We start from the raw sequence: 19,610 nt of genomic DNA on the forward strand, positions 1-19,610 counted from the left end.
GATGGAAGTTTTTCGCCAGCATGTATGCTTCATCGTTCATACAGCGATGCAATACGAGGCAGGGCGCAGGTACTATCATCATGAAGCTCCGCAGATTATTACCGACAAGGCAATCAAAGATGGAGTTCGGTCCGAAGCAGGCCTGATCAATCACATTGATTATTGGATGAAAAAGCTTCGCGTCGGAAGATGGGATGGTTCCATTGGCTGAATTCATCGAAGAAGAATACGCCGATACGCTGGAAGTCGAAGGCGACACCAAGTCATCTGCGCGTGTTCTCTCGGCAATTAAAAAGGCTGAGCGCGCTTTCAATTCATGGCAGTCGCTTTGTGATCAAATCGACGTTGTTTATGGCGGCGAGGACACCATAGACAGCGATTGGTCTGATCCAGACTACGATCTGTTCTGGGCTTCCATGGAAATTATGAAGCCTGCAATCTATGCTTATCCGCCGCAGCCGGTTGTTTCGCCTCAGTTCAAGGATCGCCGCAAGCTACAGAACACCACAGCTGATCTGTTGGAGCGCTCGGTAAAATCCGCCTTCATCCGCACCGGGATAGACGATGCGATGATCTGCACCCGTGATGACCTGATTTTCTATAATCGCGGCCAGCTCTGGGTAACGTATGAGACGGACGAGAAGGGGGGCGGTCAACGTATTTGCGTTGAGCATCTCGACCGCAAGGACTTTCTCTATCCGCTAGCGCGGAAATGGGCTGATGTGCCATGGGTTGCCCGTCGCGCATGGATGACCCGCAAGGAATTGCGAGTTCGCTTCAAGAAGAACAGCGGCGAGGCGTATAAGGATGCCACGCTATGCTCTGCCGCGAAGCAGAACGACAATGACGGAGGCGCTGATCATTCGCGAAAGGCGGCTGTTTGGGAAGTCTGGCATAAGGCAGATGACCGGGTTTACTGGGTTTCCGAAGGCGTGAGCGTCATGCTCGATGAGGGTAAGCCTCATTTGAAGCTTCGCGGCTTCTTCCCGTGCCCGAAGCCTGCATTTGGTACGATCAAGCCGCGCACACTTGTGCCGGTGCCGGATTACGTGCGTTACAAGCGCCATTTCACGCAGATCAACAGTCTGACGCGCCGCATCTATGCACTGCTCGACATGATCCGCATGAAGGGACTTATCCCGGCTGGCGGCGATATCGGGGACGCTGTTGAACAGGCTCTTGCCGATGATGGCAACGCCGCTCTGTTGATTCCGGTACCTGGAGCCGCACTTCTCGCACCAGGCAGCGCAGCGAACTTTGTCCAATGGTTGCCACTGGCTGACATTGCCACGGCCATTCAAGGCCTTATCGAGGCGCGTCGGGAACTGTTTTCAGACTATGACCGTCTGTCAGGTATCTCGGATATTATGCGTGGCGAGACGCAGGCAGAGGAAACACTTGGCGCGCAACGCCTCAAAAGCCAATATGGCAGTGTTCGCGTCAAAGAGAAGATCGATGAACTGCAACGCATTGCCCGCGATGTGACGCAGATATCAGCGGAAATCATGGCAGAGAATTTCAGCCAAGACACCTTGCTTGAAATGAGCCAGATGGAAATACCGACAAAGGCCGATATCGAGAAGCAGCTAAAGCTTGTTGAGGACGGCGCGGAACAGGAAATCAAAGCTCTTGCCGATAATGCCAAGAAGGCGGCAGAGAAGGCGCGCGCGCAGGGCCAGCAGATAGACCCGCAGCAGGTTGAGCAGCAGTTCCAGCAGGCGCAACAGCAGATCATGGCCAAGTATGGTCCGCAGATCCAGCAGGCGCAGGATGAAGTACCTATCGAAGATGTGATGAAGCTGCTTCGCGATGACAAGGCGCGCTGCTTCGCCTTTGAAATCGCCACTGACAGCACGATCCTGACGGACGAAATGCAGGAAAAGGCAAGCCGAAACGAATTCCTGACTGTTTACGCGAACGCCTCGCAGTCACTCATGCTCACAGCACAGTTTGGTGAAGCGGGCGCTGAACTGGCCGGTGAACTGCTCAAATTCGTGCTGCAGCCTTATCGTGTAGGACGTGATCTGAATGGCGTCATCGACCGCTTTGTTGAGCAGGCCCCGAAGATGGCAACGCAGGGCAAAGACGATAGCGCAGAAAAGGCACTTGCCGAAGCCAATGCTAAGATTGCCGAGGCTGAACTGGGTAAGGCTCAGGCTGCTATCCAAAAGGTTGATGCTGACACCCAGCTTAAGACCTTTGAGCTTCGACAGAAGCAGCAAGAAGCCGTTGTATCGGCTGAGCAGGACCGTCAGAAGTTCGAGCTCGAGATAGAGCAAACTAGGGGCAATCTGGCCGAAACGAATGCTCGCATTGAGAAAATCGGGGCAGATATCCAATTGGCATTCGCCAAGCTCGGTATCGATCGGCAACGAGAGCAGCGTGAAGATGTCAAAACCGCTGCCGATATATCCATGCGCAAAACCGATCAGGCTATTTCGGTAGCCAATTCTGAGCGTGATGCTTCGTTCCGTGAACAGGAAGGTATGCGGGCTGATAGGCAGCAGGACTTCAGCGAACGCAATACGGATCGCCAGCAGACCTTTGCTGAGCGTCAGGCCGAACGGAGTGCGATGGAATGAGTATCCCTTTCGTCATTGCCGCAAACGGCTTGGGTATCCCGGTAATCCCGGTTGAGAAGAACGCCCCAGCCGCAATCATCGCCGAGAATGGTCTCGGTATTCCAGTTGTCATCGTTGAAAAGAATGGTGCGCCCTTCATCATTTCGGGCCTGCCAGAACCAGAGCCAGAAGGAGCATAGATATGGCTGATGTAAGGCGTTTGTGCGAGGTCGGCTTTGCGACCGTTGCAGCAAAAGAATTGGCAAACCAGATACAGTCTGGTGGCCTTCAGATTGGTACGACCGGCACGACTGCCATGGCTGGCAACCGCATACCCACTTCCACAATTCGCGGTGGCGTTCTCCAGCAGACAGCCATTCCCAATGTTTCCGCCGCACCAACGCAGGCAGACTTCAACGGTTTGCTCGCGGCACTTCGTGCTGCCGGTATTCTGGCGCCATAATGGATCTGGTCGAGTTTGACCTTGGCAATGGGCGCAAGGTCTATCGCTTTCCAAAGGTACAGGTCGAGAAATCCCGGTCTGACTTGGCTTCGCCGCGGCTAATTCGAGACTTCGATGAGCCGGTGCAGTCAATGGCAGACGGCAAATGGTACACGTCAAAGCGTGATCTTGCCCGTTCGCATCGCGCCAGCGGCAATCCGCATGGTCAGGACTTCATAGAGCTTGGCAACGATGAAATGCCATTTGTCGAGCACAAGACCGACGAAAAGAAGCTTCGCGATGATATCCGCGCAGCTAAAGCCGATCTGGATGCCGGTTGGCGACCAGAAGTAGTCACGCTGGACGATTAGATAATTTCCAAAATAAAACGGAAGTTTTATCGATTGGCCCTGAACCGATTGAAACAGGCGATAGATCGCAAAAGCTGCTTAACTCTTGAAAGGCGCGCTCTCTTCCAAGAGGAAAAAGAGCATCGTTCAATTGCGTTTGAGCATCAAGCTCAGCTTCGCCTAGAAGGCGTTTTATTTCGCTGAAGTTCTCCATTCAACAATACTAGCATTCCTCCTCAGACAAGGAAATATCAAATGAACGACACCACGGTCACTCAGCCGGGGACGGTGGCGCTTGAGCCGCCGTCAACGGTCCTTAATCCTGAAACGGTATCTGGAACAAGCGGCGGCGGTCAGCCGTCCCTTAGCGAGCCAGATAAAGGCAATTCCATCCAGTCCGTGCTCGAAGGTGAGCTTTCGCGGCTGAGAGAGGAAGATGCCAAGGGAGCAAAGCCGGACGAATCGCCTGAGAAATCAGATGACAAGCCGAAAGCCGAGCAGGAGGATAAGTCCGACGACAAAAAGCCAGAAAAGGCTGAAAAGTCAGAGGAAAAGCCCGCTAAGACCCGTGGCGATGATGGGAAGTTTGCCAAGGCAGAGAAGGCAGAAGACGCCGACGATGCCAAGGCAGAGAAGGGCGCGCCTGAGAAGGCCGCAACCGAGCGGAGCGCGCCAGACGACAATCGCCAGTCTGAGGGCCGAAAGTTTGCTGAGCCGCCCGCTCGGTTTCTCCCGGAAGCCCGCACCAAATGGGCAAATGTTCCCAATGAAGTGAAGGCAGAATTTCATCGCATCTCTCAGGAGATGGAAACCGAAATCAGCCAGTCTAAAACGGCGCGTGAGCGATATGAGCCTATTCGTCAATTTGATGAAATGGCGCGCCAGAATGGCCGCAATCTAAACGAGAGCTTGGCGAAGGTTGTTCGGATTGAGCAGCACATCGCCCGTGATCCGATTGGCGCGATTGAAACCATTCTTCGCGAGATTGGGCCGCGTAAGCAGGATGGTTCGCCTGTTTCTCTCTACGAAGTGGCGCAGGTAGTCATGCAGCGCGGCCCGCAACGGGCCGATGCGCAGGATCTACCCGCCGCGTCTACTCCTCAGCTAGACCAACAGACAGTTATCCAGCAAACGAAAGAGCAAATACGCCAAGAGATGGCCGCAGAAGTGATCATCGCGTCGTTTGCTGGATCGCACCCCGACTATCACACCCTTGAACCTCAGATCGAAGCTGTTCTCAAGTCAGGTGTGATTGAGCAGATTTATGGCAACGGCTTGTCGCCGGAACAGAAGCTCACAGAGGCATATCGGATGGCTGGCGGCAGTGTGTCGCCTTCACGTTCCCAGCCTGAGCCAGTCCCACAACACTCCGAGCCTGAAAAAGTGCCTTCAAAAGACGCTGGCACGAAATCCATCAAAGGCGCTCCAAGCGACGGCATGGATACCGTCATCGAGGAGCAATCACAGGATTTGCGCGACATCCTGAAGAAGGAATTTCGCAAGATGAGCGCATAAGCAAAAGGAAAGCGATATGGCTATCGTTGATGATCGTCATTACCGCCAGCTCCTGACGGCGGCTGTTGCCAAGAGGCAGCGGGAAATTCAGGATATCGTCTATAATGCGACCCCACTCACCCGTATTCTCCGGGATCAGGGACGCATTCAGGTCAAGCGTGCCGGTGGGCCAGAACTTCGTGTTCCGGTTGAATTCGACAAACTGCAGGCTCAGTGGTTCACTGGATACGACAAGATCGAGATTACCCCAAAGGAACTGCTGAACTCGGCAGTCTTCAATTGGTCTCGCGTCGTTTCCATGTTCTCGCTGACCGGCACAGAACTGCTCTACACTCGTGGCGAAGAAGAAATCATCGACCTGATGAGCTTCTATGTCCGCGCCGCAGAAAAGAGCGTCAAGGAAGAGTTCGAAGTGTCTCTCGTTGGTGACGGCACTGGTTCCGGTGGCCGTCAGATGATCGGCTTTGGCGGTGCCATTCCGATTGTAGCCAATACCGGCACTTACGGCGGTATTGACCGTGCGGAGGTCGCCAACTGGCGCACCACGACCTACAACGCCACCACGGACTTTGCTGACATCGGCACCACCTGGGATCCGACGACAGCGCGCCCGATCATTGAGCGCATCGCTCTCAATCGTTCGCGGAACGGTCAGTACCCGGACCTGTGGATTTTCGACGCCAATTCGTATCAGGCTGTTTCCGCGTCGTTCGTGGCGCATCAGCGGCTTGCAACCGAGCGTTCGGCTCGTCTGGGTTATCAGGCTCTCGCCTATCATACCCCGGCTGGCTTGGTCGATCTGGTCGCTGCAGGCGGCGTTGGCAATGTCATGCCAGCAAATACCGCGTTCGGTATCGATACCTCGGCGCTCTCGATTTACGAGTTCCCAAATCAGTCGTTCGTTCCATTCCATCCCGGCGACGGCATGCGTCCAATCAACCAGGACGCTGTTGCGCAGGGCATCGTGTGGTCTGGTCAGCTGGTTCTCGAAAATCCGCTGTTCACCGTCCGTCTGCAGACGGCGTAACGGAAAGGAGATCAAATCATGGTTTTCCGTACCACTCCACAGCTTGGCCAGCAGCTTGATGATGTTGGCGCAAACTACTGGGATCAGCTCGCAGGCATCACGGTTCCTTCGCCAAAACCCGGCAACAAGGAACTGGGTAGCGACGGCGGCGAGTACTGGTTCGTAACGGCATCCGCGAATATCGCGGCGACTGCTACGACCGGCACTCAGGTTGCTATTACCTTCCCAGCCTACACCGTAGCGACCGGCACGGGAGGTTTCTACACGCCTCCAGGTGTCGCAGTAACGAGCGGGCAGACCCTTTGGGTCCGTCGCGGCGCTTACAACGCCACTCCGGCCTGATCACATCAACGCGACATGAAGGGCGGCTTTCGAGCCGCCTTTTTTCATTCCTAACTCAGACAGGAGAAAAACCATGGCTCTTTCAGTGCCGATCGATACCCGCGAAATCACCATCACGCCGGTATTCAAACATATCACCGTCGAAGACATCGCTGCTTCGGAACGCGAAAAGCGACCCGTCATGAAGACGATTGAAGCGGTAGAAGTGCGCTTCGCCGGTTCAAAGCTCTATACCCCGGTTTTCCCGGTTACAGCTCAATGGAAACGTGAAGGCCACAACGTTATTACGTATGCAGAGCGTTGGGCCGATCAGTACCGTGATTTCCTACAAGGGAACGACCAGAAGGCAGCGGGAACGCCACTGGAGATGCTGAAGACGCTCGGTATTAGCGATGCGCAGCTTTCACTCTGCCGCGCGCTAAAGATATACAGCATTGAGGCGCTTGACGGTCTGGAAGGTCCAAACCTTAAGAACCTCCAGATGAACGCCAATCCGTTAAAGGATATGGCACGCCGATATCTCGCTGACCGCAACAGCGGTGGTGCAGCAACGAACGAGATCGCAGAGCTTCGCGCTGAGATTGATCGTCTGAAAGCTGCTCAGTCCTTGCCAGCCAAAGAACCTACGGCGGCAGAAGTCGAAGAAGCGCTTCGTAAAGCCGACGACGAATACACAAACCTGAGCGACGACGAATTGAAAGCCTTGATCAAGGACAGAACGGGATCGGCGCCACGTGGCCAGCCCGCTCGAGATTTCCTGCTCAATGCGCTTCGTGAACTGGACGCAGCATAATGACTGTTCTCTCAGCCGCCCAAGACGCAATCGCTCGGCTTGTCGGGCGTCGCCCTGCAGCTGTTGTTTCCTCAACGGATGAAATCTGTGTGGAGGTGACTTCGATTGCACAGGAGGCGGCTGAGGATATTGCCAAGGCTCATGACTGGCAGAACCTGACCGAGTTTTACACGCTGACCGCAGACGGAACTGCCTCGGCTTATCCTTTCCCGTCAGATTATGATCGGATGGTGCAGAAAACCGAGCTTTACGACCCGAAAACGTGGTGCTGGGGTTACGAGCACATCACTGACTATGGTCAGTGGATTATATACAATAACAGCGGCTTTGGCTGGATTTCTCCCGGTATTTGGACAATCCGCAAGAACCAGTTTCATTTCATGCCGACGCCAGCGCAGGGCGCGCAGGCTGTATTCGCTTATGTGCAGAATACGATTTTCACTGATGCAAATGGCAATCCGAAAGCCAAGATTACCGCAGATACAGACGTGTTTGTTCTTGATGAACGCATTCTGACGCTCGCCATTATCTGGAAATGGTTGTCGCTCAAGCGGATGGATTATCAGCAGGAGATGGACGATTACAATATCGCCATCTCTCAAGCCGCTGCACGCGACAAGGGTGCGCGCGTTATTCGCAAGAACAATCGCTTCGCGCCCCTCAATACCTATCTCGCATATCCGTGGCCACTCGGAGGCAACTGATTCATGCTTATGAGAAAAGCGGCTCGACAGACAGGCGCGCCACGCCAGCGCAAGTCGGATATGGTGACATTTGCTTCTCCCGTAGCCGGATGGATATCCAATCGCGCGCTCGCTGAACCGAATACCGGCCCGCAAGGCGCGTCAGTTCTCGAAAACTTTTTCCCTACGGCCACAGGGGCGATTCTTCGGCGTGGCAGCTATGTTTACGCCCAGTTGGACGATGACGCCCCAGTAACTGCGCTTTTCAAGTATGTTGTCGGCAACAATCAAAAGCTGTTCGTCGCTGACGAAACAACCATCTACGACATCAGTGTAATCATCGATCAACGAAACTGGACGCTTAGCGTTGGCGATGACGTTATTGGCGACCCGATTGCGAATTATGAAATCGGTGTTGTTTCTGTTTATCAGAAGGAAGTCTGGGAAGGAGCGCTTGGAGGCGATTGGTTTACTGTCCAGTTTGCTACGACTGGCGGCGTGTTCCTGATCGGCGTGAATGGAGCCTCCGAAGGCTTTATTTATGACGGGACCGATTTCTACTCTCTCGATGGCGGCGACGATCCGGCCTTTACGGGTATTCAATTTCCGAATGGATTGACAAGCGCCGACATGGCTTATGTTTGGGTATATAAAAACTCTCTGTGGTTCGTGGAGAAAGAAAGCCTTAACGCCTATTACGTCGCAGTGGATCAGATCGGCGGAACAGCCAAGAAATTCCCTCTCGGATCGGAATTTGGGCAGGGTGGTTCGCTTCTCATTGGCCAGTCTTGGTCGCTGAACAGTGGCGGGCAGGGCGGTCTTTCTGACCAGTGCGTCTTTGTTTCGACAGAAGGTGAAGTCGTCGTTTATCAGGGCACGAATCCTGACGAGGCTTCCACGTGGAGTAAGGTCGGCACGTATCGCATTGGCGCACCGATGGGACGGCGCTCTTTTATTCGCGCGGGCGGCGATCTGGTATTTGCGACCACTATCGGCTTTATCGCCCTTTCCACTGCTGTGCAGGTGGATATGGCTGCTCTCGCCCCGCGCGCTGTGTCTTATGCAATTGAAGACAAATGGAATGACCTCGTTACTCAGAGAGGTCGAGAGAATTGGGTGGCCATGCTGTGGCCTGAAGGCCAAATGGTCGCTGTATCCCCGCCATCGGTTGACAATGCGCCAATGTTCCTTGTTTCGAATGCGCGTACCGGCGCATGGGCAAATTTCACCAACTGGTCGGTAACGTGCATGGAAGTGTTTCAAGGGCGCTTATTCTTTGGGCGCCCGGATGGTTTCATCATGGAAGCCATGGTGGGCGGGACTGATGATGGAACACTGTTCACCGGCACGTACATGCCCCTGTTTACTGACGCGGCCAAGCCTACCTTGCATAAAGCCGCGCGTATGGCTCGGGCCGAACTGGTTTCAGATGTCGAGATAAGAGAAAAAATCTCATGTCTCTTCGATTTCAATTCTGAGTTGCCGGAACCTCCTAACGCCGAACCCACGCCTGTAGGCAACGAATGGAATAACGGTATTTGGGACCAGTCAGTTTGGGGCTGGGAAAAGCCGGGGATAATCAGCAAACGCCGTCATTCGGTTTCTGGCGACGGCTACCGTTTGGCCCCGGTTCTACAGGTTACGAGCGGTTCCGTGGTGCCTCTCGATGCCCGCATTGTCACTCTCGATGTGACCTTTGAATACGGCGATATCTTCACATGATCGTATGTGGTGAGCGTGTCGCGAAGTTCGTCAGCGAAGCTATAGGCAAGGGCCTTGTACCTCCGTTTACGACAATGGGAATCGAGAAAGACGGCAAGGTTATCGCAGGCGTCATATTCAATGTTTTCGAAGGCAAAGACGTGCATGTGACGGTCGCGGGTCGCGGATGGAACCGGGCATTCTTTGTGGAAGTAGGCGATTACGTGTTCCGCCAACTCGGATGCGAACGAATGACCGCCCTTACCGAGCAAGAAAAGGTTGTGAAGATTGCGGTCCGCCTTGGCGGGCAAGTTGAAGGAAAGCTTCGCAATCACTTCGGCGTGGGCCGAGACGCCGTTCTTATCGGCATTCTCAAGCATGAATATAGATTTTGACGACTGAGGATTGAAACATGGTCTCAACGCCTGACGCGCCCGATCCAAAGGAAACAGCCGCCGCACAAGGTGGTATGAACCGGGACACAGCCACTTCTCAGCAGATGCTGAATATGGTCGATCAGTACAATCCTTGGGGATCTGTTACCTATAACCAGACCGGCGAAACGACCTTCACTGATAGTCAGGGCAATATTGTTTCTGTCCCGAAGTTTACGCAGACAACGAACTATACGCCGGGACAGCAGGCGATTTTCGATGCCTCTCAGCAGGCGCAGACAAATCTAGCGAATATTGCTTCCGAGCAGTCAGCCAAAATCCAGCAATATCTGAATGAGCCATTCGAGTTCAACAATCAGGATGCTGCGAATTGGGCTTATGATCTGGCTGCCTCACGCATTTTACCGCAGCAGCAACAAAATCAGGAAGCTCTGCGCACGCAGTTGATCAATTCCGGCTTGCGTCCAGGTACGGAAGCCTACGACCGCGAAATGACCCGTCTTTCAAACTCGAACACCGATCAGCTCAATCAGTTGATGCTCAATGGTCGGTCGCAGGCATTTTCGGAAGCTCTTGCGACACGAAATCAGCCGATCAATGAAATCACGGCGCTCATGTCAGGCTCGCAGGTTTCAAACCCGGCCCAAATGTCAGGCGCTACGCCACAAACCGGCGTTGCCGGTGTGGATTACACCGGGCTTGTAAATCAGAAATATCAGGCAGAGCTAGCCCAATCTCAGAACATGATGGGCGGGCTATTCGGCCTAGGGTCAGCATTGATCGGCCTGTCTGACCGCCGAGCTAAACGGGATATCAAGAAGATCGGCGCTCTGCCAAATGGTCTGAACTGGTACGAATTCCGCTATCTGAATGACGAAACGCGCCAAGAAGGCGTCATGTCCGATGAAGTTCGAGCAATCATGCCTGACGCAGTAATAATCGGGGCAGATGGCTTTGATCGTGTCGATTATGGAAAGGTACTTGCCTGATGGCTCTTTCTGATATCGTTCAGCCTTTTGTGTGGGGCGCTAACGGCGGGCGTATGACGCCAGAAGAAATCGCCCGCCAACGAGAAATCGCAGCATCGTTGCTTGGTGTAGATACATCGCCAGTTGGTCATTGGACGCAGGGCGCGGCGCGCATGGCAAATGCCCTCGTGGGCCGCGTTCGCGAAAGCAGAGCAGATGCGGCTTCGCAACAGAACGCAGCGGATAGTAAGGCGCGGATAGCTTCTCTCCTGACAGGGCTTGGCGGCGGTGCTGGTTTCCCGGAAGCGGTCGCTACAGGGGCATCGCCAACAAGCGGGGTTGCGACAGGAACCGCACCAAGCAATTTCGACTTTGGTTCGAGCGCGGATGCTCTCCGTTCTGGCATTGTGGAAACTGCGCAAGCTATCGGCGCTGATCCTGTAGACCTCGCTACGGCAATTTCCTATGAAACTGGTGGTACGTTCAACCCGACAAAGGCTGGCCCAACCACACAATATGGCCAACATCGCGGGTTGATCCAGTTCGGCGAGCCGCAGGCGCAGCAGTATGGGGTGGATTGGAATAATCCCATCGGTTCGCAATTAGGCGCAAATGGCGCTGTTGCCAATTATTTCCGCGACCGTGGCTTTAAGCCGGGGATGAGCGGGCTTGACCTGTATTCGACAATCAATGCTGGGTCGCCGGGCCGCTATTCGGCTTCTGATGCTGCAAATGGTGGTGCGCCGGGCAGTGTTGCGGACAAATGGAACAATCAAATGAGTGGCCATCGTCAGAAGGCGCTCGCTCTTCTTGGCGGCGGCATTGACTATACGCCAACCAATTCGATAGCGGACACTCCGCAGCAAGCCATTCAGGCGGTTTCTCCTGTTGCTGATCCAGAAGGACTATTTGCACCCGGCGCGGACGTTTCGCAGGCTGACTTGGATTTCGCACGGCAGGCAACCGGACCAGAAGTATCAGCGCCGGACACTGTTCCCTCAGTAGCCCCTGAGAATGGGAACAACTTCGATGCTCGCTGGAACGCTGGGGCTGTGCAGCAGCCCATTGTGCCACAAGCAAAGTATGCTCCGGGGCAAGTAGTTACAGGCCCAGATGGTCAGACATATCAGAACGTAGAGCAGATCGACGGCTCTTATGCGCTTACCCCATATAATCCGAATGCTCAGGCTCCCGCAGTCGATCAGCGCTTGCTTGATATAAATGATCGGATGTTCGGCGGCGCACTGTCTCCGTCAGGCAGTAACGGAGTTGCGCAGGCGTTGACTGGATTTTTCCCGGAAGCACCAAGTGCAATCCGCGCGCCTATTACCCCTGCCACAAATGCCGCGCCCAATTCCTCTACTAGTGGGGTAAACCCGGCGATTATTGAGGCTCTTTCGAATCCCTACGCATCTGAGCAGGAACGTTCCATTGCGGGATTGCTTCTAAACCAGCAAATGCAGCAGAATGACCCACTGAGGCAGTTGCAGGTACAGAAAGCGCAAGCTGAAATAGCCGCTTTGCGCGCCAAGCCGACGACGAAATATGGTTTCTCTACACTCCCGGATGGCACGGTGCTGCGTACCAACGAGGCAACAGGACAGGCAGAACCCATTTACAATGCTGGAACCAAGCCCACGAGCGAAATACAGAATTTCGAATACGCTCGGCAGAATGGCTTCACGGGTTCATTTGCCGATTATCAGCAGGCGATCAAAAAGGCTGGTTCAAACAGCACAGTCATCAATAACGGCACCAATAGCGACAAGTTTGTTGAGAAAAGCGATGAGGCAGCCGCCAAGCGTTTTGATGAGATTGTAGCAGCTGGCCAGACCGCGCCACAGACGATGGCGGACATGCAGCAGTTGCTTGATCTAGGTTCCCAGATTGGAACAGGCAAAGCCGCACAAGCAAAAGCTGTGCTTGGACCATATGCGCAATCTCTGGGCATCAATATCGACGGAATGGGCGATATACAGGCGTACCAAGCCATTACTTCGCGTCTAGCTCCGCAAATGCGCGCAGTTGGCTCTGGTTCATCGTCTGACCGGGATGTCGCTTTGTTCTTCCAGAGCCTACCAAGTTTGGGCAACACACCGGGTGGCAACGAAATCATTGCTAACACGATAAAGGCCGTAGCCCAGAATAAGATGAATGCTGCTGATATCGCCCGCCGTGCACAACGTGGGGAAATTTCGTGGCAGGATGCTGACAAGCAGATCGCCGAGTTGCCAAACCCATATGACCTTTTCAAACAGTTTCAGAAAGACACTCAATCCGGCAACCCGGACAATGGTGGTTGGAAGGATATGGGCAACGGTGTTCGCATCCGGAGGAAGCAGTAATGCCAATCTTTGACATTCAAGGACCGGATGGAGCATCCTATGAAATCGACGCACCAGACGAGAACGCTGCTATGTCAGCGTTTCAAGGGATGTCTGGTAACAGCCACGAGCAGCCGGGATATATGGGCGATGCATTCTCTTCATTTGCGGCAGGTGTCGGACGTGGAGCCGCTGATTTGGCTGGGTTGCCTGGTACTGTAAGCGATTTGCTGAATGCGGGTGGCGAATGGGCCATGAGCCAATTTGGCCTGCCTACTCGCAGCCAAGTGATGCAACAGCAAGGCATAGAAAGCACAGGGAATCCTCTCTCAGGTGAAAACTTTCGCGAAGGTCTTTCGGCGATTACAGGCGGCGCGACCGATTATCAGCCGCAAACGACAGTCGGTGAATATGCTCGTACCGTTGGCGAATTTGTTCCTGGCGCGATGGTTGCAGGCGCGAATCTCCCCAATGTTCTTCGGTTCGGGGTTGCGCCTGCAGTTGCCAGTGAAACAGCTGGTCAAGCGACTGAGGGAACGCCGCTCGAGCCTTATGCACGCATTGCTGGCGCCCTTCTTGGTGGAGCCGCAGCTTCTCGTATAGGGAACACATCTGTCCCAAAAGTTCCAACTGCCGCTGAAATTAAGCAATCAGCGAACTACGGCCAATTGAATGATGCTATGCGCAATACCCAGTTGACAGGAGGCGCGTATAGACAGGTCGTTGGAGATATCTGGAAAGAAGCACAGGATTTCGGGCTGACTACGGATCTCAAGAGCCGTTTTGGAGGAGCATTAAACGATTTTCTGAAACGAGCGGATCAGAGCGGCGGTGCTTCTCTTTATGATCTCGAACTTTTGCGGCGATCCCTTCGAAACTCAGCTGGCAATACTCTGGATAAAGCCTCTCAAGCACTGGCTGGGCGACTTGTTGATAAGCTTGACGATGTTGTTGATGCGCTTTCGCCATCGCAACTTTCAAATGCTGGTCGGTCGGCACAAGATGTTGTTGCCTCCCTTAAAGATGCTCGACAGGCTTATCGAACCGGCTTGAAGGGCCAAATGATTGAGGACGCCATGACAAAAGCGCAGAGCGCGGCGTCAGGCGTTGAAAACGGGCTACGGACCGAATTCCGTAAATTGGTGAATAGCCCACGGCTGGCGCGCAATTTCACGAATGCGGAGCGAGAAGCTATTCGTAATGTTGCCGAAGGCAACTTCACAACAAACACTCTTCGATGGCTAGGTTCTTTCGGTGTTCCTGTTGATCAGGGAAGGAATTTCTTAGGCAGTCTCAGCGGTGGCGGTGTCGGTGCAACAGTTGGTGGCTTGTTGGGGGGGCCAGTCGGTGCCACCGTTGGCGGCTTTGCGCTGCCAGCGGCAGGAACTGCGGCGAAAATCGGTTCAACCCGCTCAACGCAGAACCTTGCCAATATCGCCGAAGCGTTGGTTAAATCGGGTCCACAGGGGCAGGGAGCCTTTTCTGCTGCAACGGCGGCGCGTTCGGAGGCCGGTAGACAAGCGATATTACGGGCACTTCTTCAAGGCCAAAGCGCGGGCCAAATCCCGCTTTTACGAGAATATGCGAGATAACTACCGAAGAGTACCATGCGACCATGCCGCCCAGAACGCCAGCTGCTAATCCACCGGCGCCCCATTGCCAATAAACGTCGCCCAAAAGAAAAAAGACAACGACCGACAGCTGGTAGATTCGCCAGAACATCAATAGCACCTAACCGATGCGTATCCAGCAGGAGAAGGCACCCGCGTACAGGTAACTGGCTTATTCATAGCGTTGATGAGTTGTTGATTCCGGGCGTTGGCCTGCATCTGATTGCCTGTGTTAGCCAATGATGCACTTGCACGTGAGTAAGCCCGTTGGTGGCTTTGTTCGCGTTGCGCAGTCTTGAACATGCGGCATTGAACGTAAGCATTGGTGTTCGGCGCAGCACCGATGGATTTGCAATAGCTGTCGTCCATTGCAGCTAGTTTTTCCTTACCGATCATAGCATCGCCTATCGGCGTTCCCTGGCACCCAGCCAAGACGATCAGCGATGATGCGAGAATAAGAATACTTTTCATTTCAAACCCCAAGGTTGCGCCGCCGAGCGCATTCTGACGCAACAAGAGAAAAAATGAAACAGAGGCCGTCCGAAAGGGCGGCTTTTTTCATGAGGTATACACATGCCCTTTGATCCAGCTGGCAATTTCAGCCTTGTCCCGAGCTACAAAGCTGTACCGGGGCAGACAATTCGCACCGAGCAGCACAACCCACCGTTAGAAGACATTGCTCAGGCGCTTTCTTCTGTATTGGTCCGCGATGGCCGAAACGGAATGGTTGGTGACCTAAATATGGGGTCCTTTGGGATCAAAAACCTGCGCCCCGGAACGGATAATACAGACGCGGCAACGGTCGGTCAGGTTCTCGGTTCAGGCCCAATTGGTGCAGTGACAATGTTTGCAGGCCCCAACGCCCCTTCTGGTTGGATGTTATGCGCAGGACAAGCCATTTCAAGGACAGACTTCGCAGCTTGTTTCGCCGTCCTTGGAACCCGCTACGGGGCAGGTGACAATTCTACGACCTTCAACCTACCCGATTTGCGCGGAACCATCGGTGTAGGTCTCGACAATATGGGCGGCACTCCTGCGAACCGAGTGACCTCATCAGGATCCGGTATTAACGGTATTATTCTTGGCTCCCGTGGCGGCGCGCAGAACCATGTTTTGTCCGTGGACCAGTTGCCGCCTCATACACATCCGGTATCGGATCCCGGCCATTCTCATGCAGGTGGGGCCAATACATCTACTCCGGGAGTGAACTATCCGGGCACAGGACCTAACCCGTTTTTTGCTGGAAACATGCAAACCAGCACATCCTACACAGGAATTACTGTCCAACAGACGGGCAGTGGGCAATCACACAACAACATGCCCCCCGTAATCATCCTGAATTACATCATCCGAGTTTCGGCTTAAGCTGCTATAACCATTGAGGAAAGCCAATGGCGATCATTCCTATTCGTGATATCCCAACCACGATATCATCCCCCACAGGCTCTGATTTTCTTGTTATTGACAACGGCGTTTCTATGGGAAAAGCCAGCTTGAACAGCGTTGTCGATGCCCGCGCACCCACGCTTATAACGAATGCCATTAATGCCCTTGGTCTTGGCACCGCATCGCAGCAGAACGTTGAAGCATTTGCAACAGCAGCCCAAGGCACCAAGGCGGACAGTGCCGTGCAACCCGCGATAACCATTGCAGCGGGGACTGGGCTAACTGGCGGCGGCACATTGGCCGCAAACCGCACGATAGCGCTTAGTTCTACGTCAATCGCCAGTCTTGCACTTGCGGACACCTCTGTGCAGCCGGGGCGATTGGTTAGCGCGGGTACAGGGCTGACAGGCGGCGGGAGCCTTGCGGCAGATCGCACACTCGCATTGAGTGCGGCAAGTATTGCGAGCTTGGCAAAAGCTGATACGGCCATACAAGCGCCGGGCGGTTCCGCTGGACAGGTCTTGACCAAGAATAGCGGGACCGATGGTGATGTTTCATGGCAGTCTGTTGCGGCGGCAACCGCTGTTTCATATGCTCCGCAGACGCTGACTGGACCACAACAAACCCAAGCACGACAAAATATTAGCGCGCAAGAAGCTGGAGTTAATCTGGAAGCGCTCAGAGCGGCGTCCGGGGCCGCCGCTAACCAGCTGGCATATATGACTAGCGGGACGGCGGCTGCTTTCACACCGTTAACAGCGTTTGCCCGCACCGTTATTGATGACAGTAGTGGTGCGGCGATGTTTACAACGATGGGCGCAACACAAAGCTTGGGAGGAGGTAGCGGTTACACGAAATTGCCGAACGGAGCGTTGAGGCAATGGGGTTCCGCTGTGGTGACAACCTCAGCCGGAGGCTATGTGGCGATTGTATTCCCTACCTCTTTCACCAACACCAACTGGGCAGCGACATTCTCCAATGGAGAAAGAACATCTAACCCACAAATGCTTATTCTTCAAAACCGTGATGCCTTATCGAGTAGTCAGTTAGATGTTCAGTGCATTAATAGCTCAACCGGCGCGGCTGTTGTAGGTCTAGTCAGAATTAATTGGCAGGCGGAAGGAAACTGATATGAAAGAAAATAAGTTCTATGTTGTCTTCAACATCGAAGGGTTTCTTTCGGCTTCGTATCAGTCTGCAATTTATGACGATCCGGACAGTATCATACCTTCTAACGCGATTGAATTAACGCAGCAAGAATGGGAAGATCTTTACGATAATCAGGCGTTTCGAAGATATGTAAGTGGGGAAATAGTCGCTTACGCGGCACCGGAACCGACACCGGAAGAGAAGAGAGAACGCATGCCCAATCTATCTGCGCGTCAGATACGGCTCGGCCTACTACATCTTGGAAAACTCTCAGCAGTGAATGCCGCAATTGGGGCATTGCCGGAACCTGACAAGTCAGAGGCGCAGATCGAATGGGATTATGCGAGCGAATTCCACCGCCTCAATCACCTGATTGTACAGCTTATCCCGATCCTCGGCCTGACAGATGAGCAGGTTGATATCGTTTGGGAACAATTCTCGACGGTCTGACCAAGCCGACAATTTGACGACACGCACCGCCCTAGAGGCGGTTTTTTATTGAGGCAACCATGAATATGCACCTTGGCGATACCAGGCTCTTGATTGAGGTTGGCCGAAAGCATGGGCTATTGCGCAATCAACTGGCCTATCTGCTGGCGACTGCCTATCACGAGACGGCAGCAACGTTGAAGCCGGTTCGCGAAACACTGGCAAGCACCGATGCGAAGGCAAGGGAAATCCTCACCAAGTCGTGGAAAGCTGGAAAGCTGCCATGGGTGAAGTCTGATTATTGGTCTAGTGGCTTTTTCGGGCGCGGTTATGTGCAGCTGACGCACAAAGAAAATTACCAGAAGGCCGGTGCAAAGCTTGGCATCGATCTGGTCGGCAATCCTTCGAAGGCTCTGGAATCTTCCGTTGCAGCCGAAATCATCGCTCTCGGCATGAAAGAGGGTTGGTTCACGGGCAAGAAGCTGTCGGACTATGTCACGTTGCAGAAATCGGATTTCGTCGGCGCCCGTAAGATCGTGAACGGAACTGACAAGGCTGATCTAATCGCCGGGTACGCAAAGCAGTATGACGCGCTGCTCAAGGCCGAGGGATACGGTGACGCCCAGACGAATCCGGTTTCTCCCCCGATCGAGGTCGCGCCGCTGCCAACAGTCGGCCTGATCGCAAAAATCATCGCGGCGCTTGCTGCCATCTTCAAAGGAAAATCCAGTGAGCAAGTATAACAAGTTTCTGGCCGCTGCTGTCATGGCGCTTGTGGCCTTTATCCGCTCGTACTTTGGCATCGATCTGGGCGTGGATGATACGGCGGCAACGGCCATCGTCGCGGCATTCACAGCGCTCCTGGTATGGCTTGTTCCCAATAAGCAGCCGGAACCGAAGAAATCAGATCCGATGGATAAGGTGCAGGAGCATCATTGATGATCTGGGCGCTCATCCCCTCATGGCTGAAACACTCGCTCGCTGCCGTTCTGGCGGCGTTTTTGTTGGCAGCAGGTGGATACGCATACGGAACGATAAAAGAACGCCAGCGAACCGCTGTGGCGGCGGCAGAAGCGACGGCAAAGGCAATCCAGAAAAGGGCGGACGTGGATGAGGAAATTATCGGTATGGATAGCTATAGGCTTTGCCTTCAGCTTGGCGGCTTGCAGTCAGACTGTGAGCAATTGCGCCGGGTGGAAGCAGATAAGCCTTAAGCCGTCGACGGCAGTTTATATCGCACAGAACGATATCCCGGCTGGGCAGGGAATCGCTTCTCACAATGCATTTGGCAAATCGGCGGGGTGCTGGAGGTGACACCAATGGACAATGAAGCACCGACTGCCAACCGCCTCGTTGAACTGCCAGAGCGGACAAAGGAATTCCTGTCAAAGCTGGACGAAGATGATATCGATAATCTGGAAGATGCCATCAAATTCTATGCGACAGTCCGCACCATGGGCCATGTTGTGAAGTGGCTTGCGATTACCGTTCTCGCCATCATTGTCGGCATCGCATCGCTTTATGAGAACACGCTCAAATTGTGGGGGTATTTTCACAAGTGAGTAATATCCGCGATCTTCAACCGATCCGGCGTGGCGCCGATATATTCATTACGATAAATGGCGAAGAAATGAAGCTTTCACCGATGCAGGCAAATCTCATGCTGCAAGCGTGGGCATCAGCTGTGGGCGGGGCGCTCGTGGCTATTCGTCCGGGTCAGTCCCGGTCTCGCCCTTCTGAATAGCATTCGCTGCCTTCACCATAGCGTCCGCAGCGTCGATCCTATCCCAGCCTGCCGCCTCTGCTGCGTCTAATGCTTCAACAAGCATTGCGGCAATCATTTCCTGCAAATCCATATCCCGGTCGGGATAGTCGCCTTCACGCTTTGGCTTGATCATTAAATCCTCCCTTGATTCGTTCTAGGAAGGTAGGGCG

The 19,610-nt window shown here is 53.9% G+C and carries 25 protein-coding genes; 22 read left to right on the forward strand and 3 right to left on the reverse strand.

Annotated features, from left to right (window positions below; translation table 11 throughout):
• The first annotated feature begins 1 nt into the window (after position 1).
• Genes ACTJKP_RS15160 through ACTJKP_RS15180 form a run of 5 tightly spaced genes read left to right on the forward strand, consistent with a single transcriptional unit; the run spans position 2 to position 3,374 of the window.
• Positions 2-211 carry a hypothetical protein gene (locus tag ACTJKP_RS15160; RefSeq protein ID WP_440631242.1) on the forward strand — a complete coding sequence of 70 codons (210 nt, stop codon included), beginning with the start codon at positions 2-4 and terminating at the stop codon, positions 209-211.
• On the forward strand, positions 195-2,582 hold the full coding sequence (locus ACTJKP_RS15165) for a hypothetical protein (protein WP_440631243.1): 2,388 nt from the start codon (positions 195-197) through the stop codon (positions 2,580-2,582). Before ACTJKP_RS15160 ends, ACTJKP_RS15165 begins: the two co-directional genes overlap by 17 nt.
• Complete coding sequence (locus ACTJKP_RS15170) at positions 2,579-2,761, forward strand: hypothetical protein (protein ID WP_440631244.1); 183 nt, start codon at positions 2,579-2,581, stop codon at positions 2,759-2,761. The genes ACTJKP_RS15165 and ACTJKP_RS15170 overlap by 4 nt, the downstream gene beginning before the upstream one ends.
• 2 nt (positions 2,762-2,763) lie before the next feature.
• Complete coding sequence (locus tag ACTJKP_RS15175; protein ID WP_440631245.1) at positions 2,764-3,024, forward strand: hypothetical protein; 261 nt, start codon at positions 2,764-2,766, stop codon at positions 3,022-3,024.
• Entirely contained in the window at positions 3,024-3,374 is a 351-nt protein-coding gene (locus ACTJKP_RS15180) for a hypothetical protein (protein WP_440631246.1), read from the forward strand. Before ACTJKP_RS15175 ends, ACTJKP_RS15180 begins: the two co-directional genes overlap by 1 nt.
• Here the strand turns inward: ACTJKP_RS15180 and ACTJKP_RS15185 are convergent.
• On the reverse strand, positions 3,358-3,567 hold the full coding sequence (locus ACTJKP_RS15185) for a hypothetical protein (protein WP_440631247.1): 210 nt from the start codon (positions 3,565-3,567) through the stop codon (positions 3,358-3,360). The genes ACTJKP_RS15180 and ACTJKP_RS15185 overlap by 17 nt on opposite strands.
• A 41-nt stretch (positions 3,568-3,608) precedes the next feature.
• Here ACTJKP_RS15185 and ACTJKP_RS15190 point away from each other — a divergent pair, with 41 nt between their 5' ends.
• The 10 genes from ACTJKP_RS15190 (at position 3,609) to ACTJKP_RS15235 (ending at position 14,693) form a co-directional block, all read left to right on the forward strand.
• Entirely contained in the window at positions 3,609-4,868 is a 1,260-nt protein-coding gene (locus ACTJKP_RS15190; RefSeq protein WP_440631248.1) for a hypothetical protein, read from the forward strand.
• A gap of 16 nt (positions 4,869-4,884) precedes the next feature.
• Entirely contained in the window at positions 4,885-5,895 is a 1,011-nt protein-coding gene (locus tag ACTJKP_RS15195; protein ID WP_440631249.1) for a phage major capsid protein, read from the forward strand.
• An 18-nt stretch (positions 5,896-5,913) separates the two neighbouring features.
• Positions 5,914-6,237: a hypothetical protein gene (locus tag ACTJKP_RS15200; protein WP_440631250.1), complete on the forward strand. Its 324-nt coding sequence runs from the start codon at positions 5,914-5,916 to the stop codon at positions 6,235-6,237.
• Between the two features lie 73 nt (positions 6,238-6,310).
• The gene (locus tag ACTJKP_RS15205) at positions 6,311-7,030 is read left to right on the forward strand and encodes a hypothetical protein (RefSeq protein WP_440631251.1); all 720 of its coding nucleotides are present in this window, start codon (positions 6,311-6,313) and stop codon (positions 7,028-7,030) included.
• Entirely contained in the window at positions 7,030-7,734 is a 705-nt protein-coding gene (locus ACTJKP_RS15210) for a phage adaptor protein (RefSeq protein ID WP_440631252.1), read from the forward strand. Before ACTJKP_RS15205 ends, ACTJKP_RS15210 begins: the two co-directional genes overlap by 1 nt.
• 3 nt (positions 7,735-7,737) lie before the next feature.
• Positions 7,738-9,435, forward strand: a complete 1,698-nt coding sequence (locus tag ACTJKP_RS15215) for a hypothetical protein (protein ID WP_440631253.1) — start codon at positions 7,738-7,740, stop codon at positions 9,433-9,435.
• Entirely contained in the window at positions 9,432-9,809 is a 378-nt protein-coding gene (locus ACTJKP_RS15220) for a GNAT family N-acetyltransferase (RefSeq protein WP_440631254.1), read from the forward strand. The genes ACTJKP_RS15215 and ACTJKP_RS15220 overlap by 4 nt, the downstream gene beginning before the upstream one ends.
• A gap of 17 nt (positions 9,810-9,826) precedes the next feature.
• Positions 9,827-10,798: a tail fiber domain-containing protein gene (locus ACTJKP_RS15225; RefSeq protein WP_440631255.1), complete on the forward strand. Its 972-nt coding sequence runs from the start codon at positions 9,827-9,829 to the stop codon at positions 10,796-10,798.
• Entirely contained in the window at positions 10,798-13,122 is a 2,325-nt protein-coding gene (locus ACTJKP_RS15230) for a hypothetical protein (protein ID WP_440631256.1), read from the forward strand. The genes ACTJKP_RS15225 and ACTJKP_RS15230 overlap by 1 nt, the downstream gene beginning before the upstream one ends.
• Positions 13,122-14,693, forward strand: coding sequence for a hypothetical protein (locus ACTJKP_RS15235; protein ID WP_440631257.1), 1,572 nt, complete (start codon positions 13,122-13,124; stop codon positions 14,691-14,693). The genes ACTJKP_RS15230 and ACTJKP_RS15235 overlap by 1 nt, the downstream gene beginning before the upstream one ends.
• 129 nt (positions 14,694-14,822) lie before the next feature.
• On the opposite strand, the gene ACTJKP_RS15240 is transcribed toward ACTJKP_RS15235, so the two are convergent.
• A complete protein-coding gene (locus ACTJKP_RS15240) occupies positions 14,823-15,182 on the reverse strand; it encodes a hypothetical protein (protein WP_440631258.1) in 360 nt (119 codons plus the stop codon).
• Positions 15,183-15,284: 102 nt separating this feature from the next.
• Between ACTJKP_RS15240 and ACTJKP_RS15245 the strand changes: the two genes are divergently transcribed.
• The 7 genes from ACTJKP_RS15245 (at position 15,285) to ACTJKP_RS15275 (ending at position 19,237) form a co-directional block, all read left to right on the forward strand.
• The gene (locus ACTJKP_RS15245) at positions 15,285-16,076 is read left to right on the forward strand and encodes a phage tail protein (RefSeq protein ID WP_440631259.1); all 792 of its coding nucleotides are present in this window, start codon (positions 15,285-15,287) and stop codon (positions 16,074-16,076) included.
• Positions 16,077-16,102: 26 nt separating this feature from the next.
• Positions 16,103-17,227 (forward strand): gp53-like domain-containing protein, encoded by a 1,125-nt coding sequence (locus ACTJKP_RS15250; protein ID WP_440631260.1) that lies wholly within the window; start codon positions 16,103-16,105, stop codon positions 17,225-17,227.
• Position 17,228: 1 nt separating this feature from the next.
• A complete protein-coding gene (locus ACTJKP_RS15255) occupies positions 17,229-17,696 on the forward strand; it encodes a hypothetical protein (protein WP_440631261.1) in 468 nt (155 codons plus the stop codon).
• A 59-nt stretch (positions 17,697-17,755) separates the two neighbouring features.
• Positions 17,756-18,418 (forward strand): glycoside hydrolase family 19 protein, encoded by a 663-nt coding sequence (locus ACTJKP_RS15260; RefSeq protein WP_440631262.1) that lies wholly within the window; start codon positions 17,756-17,758, stop codon positions 18,416-18,418.
• Positions 18,405-18,614 carry a hypothetical protein gene (locus tag ACTJKP_RS15265; RefSeq protein ID WP_440631264.1) on the forward strand — a complete coding sequence of 70 codons (210 nt, stop codon included), beginning with the start codon at positions 18,405-18,407 and terminating at the stop codon, positions 18,612-18,614. The genes ACTJKP_RS15260 and ACTJKP_RS15265 overlap by 14 nt, the downstream gene beginning before the upstream one ends.
• Positions 18,614-18,889, forward strand: a complete 276-nt coding sequence (locus ACTJKP_RS15270) for a hypothetical protein (protein WP_440631340.1) — start codon at positions 18,614-18,616, stop codon at positions 18,887-18,889. Before ACTJKP_RS15265 ends, ACTJKP_RS15270 begins: the two co-directional genes overlap by 1 nt.
• Before the next feature lie 87 nt (positions 18,890-18,976).
• Complete coding sequence (locus tag ACTJKP_RS15275; protein ID WP_440631265.1) at positions 18,977-19,237, forward strand: hypothetical protein; 261 nt, start codon at positions 18,977-18,979, stop codon at positions 19,235-19,237.
• A gap of 141 nt (positions 19,238-19,378) precedes the next feature.
• On the opposite strand, the gene ACTJKP_RS15280 is transcribed toward ACTJKP_RS15275, so the two are convergent.
• On the reverse strand, positions 19,379-19,573 hold the full coding sequence (locus ACTJKP_RS15280) for a hypothetical protein (protein WP_440631266.1): 195 nt from the start codon (positions 19,571-19,573) through the stop codon (positions 19,379-19,381).
• Positions 19,574-19,610: the final 37 nt, after the last annotated feature.

It is taken from the genome of Brucella sp. 22210 (assembly GCF_052045675.1).
Classification (GTDB): Bacteria; Pseudomonadota; Alphaproteobacteria; order Rhizobiales; family Rhizobiaceae; genus Brucella.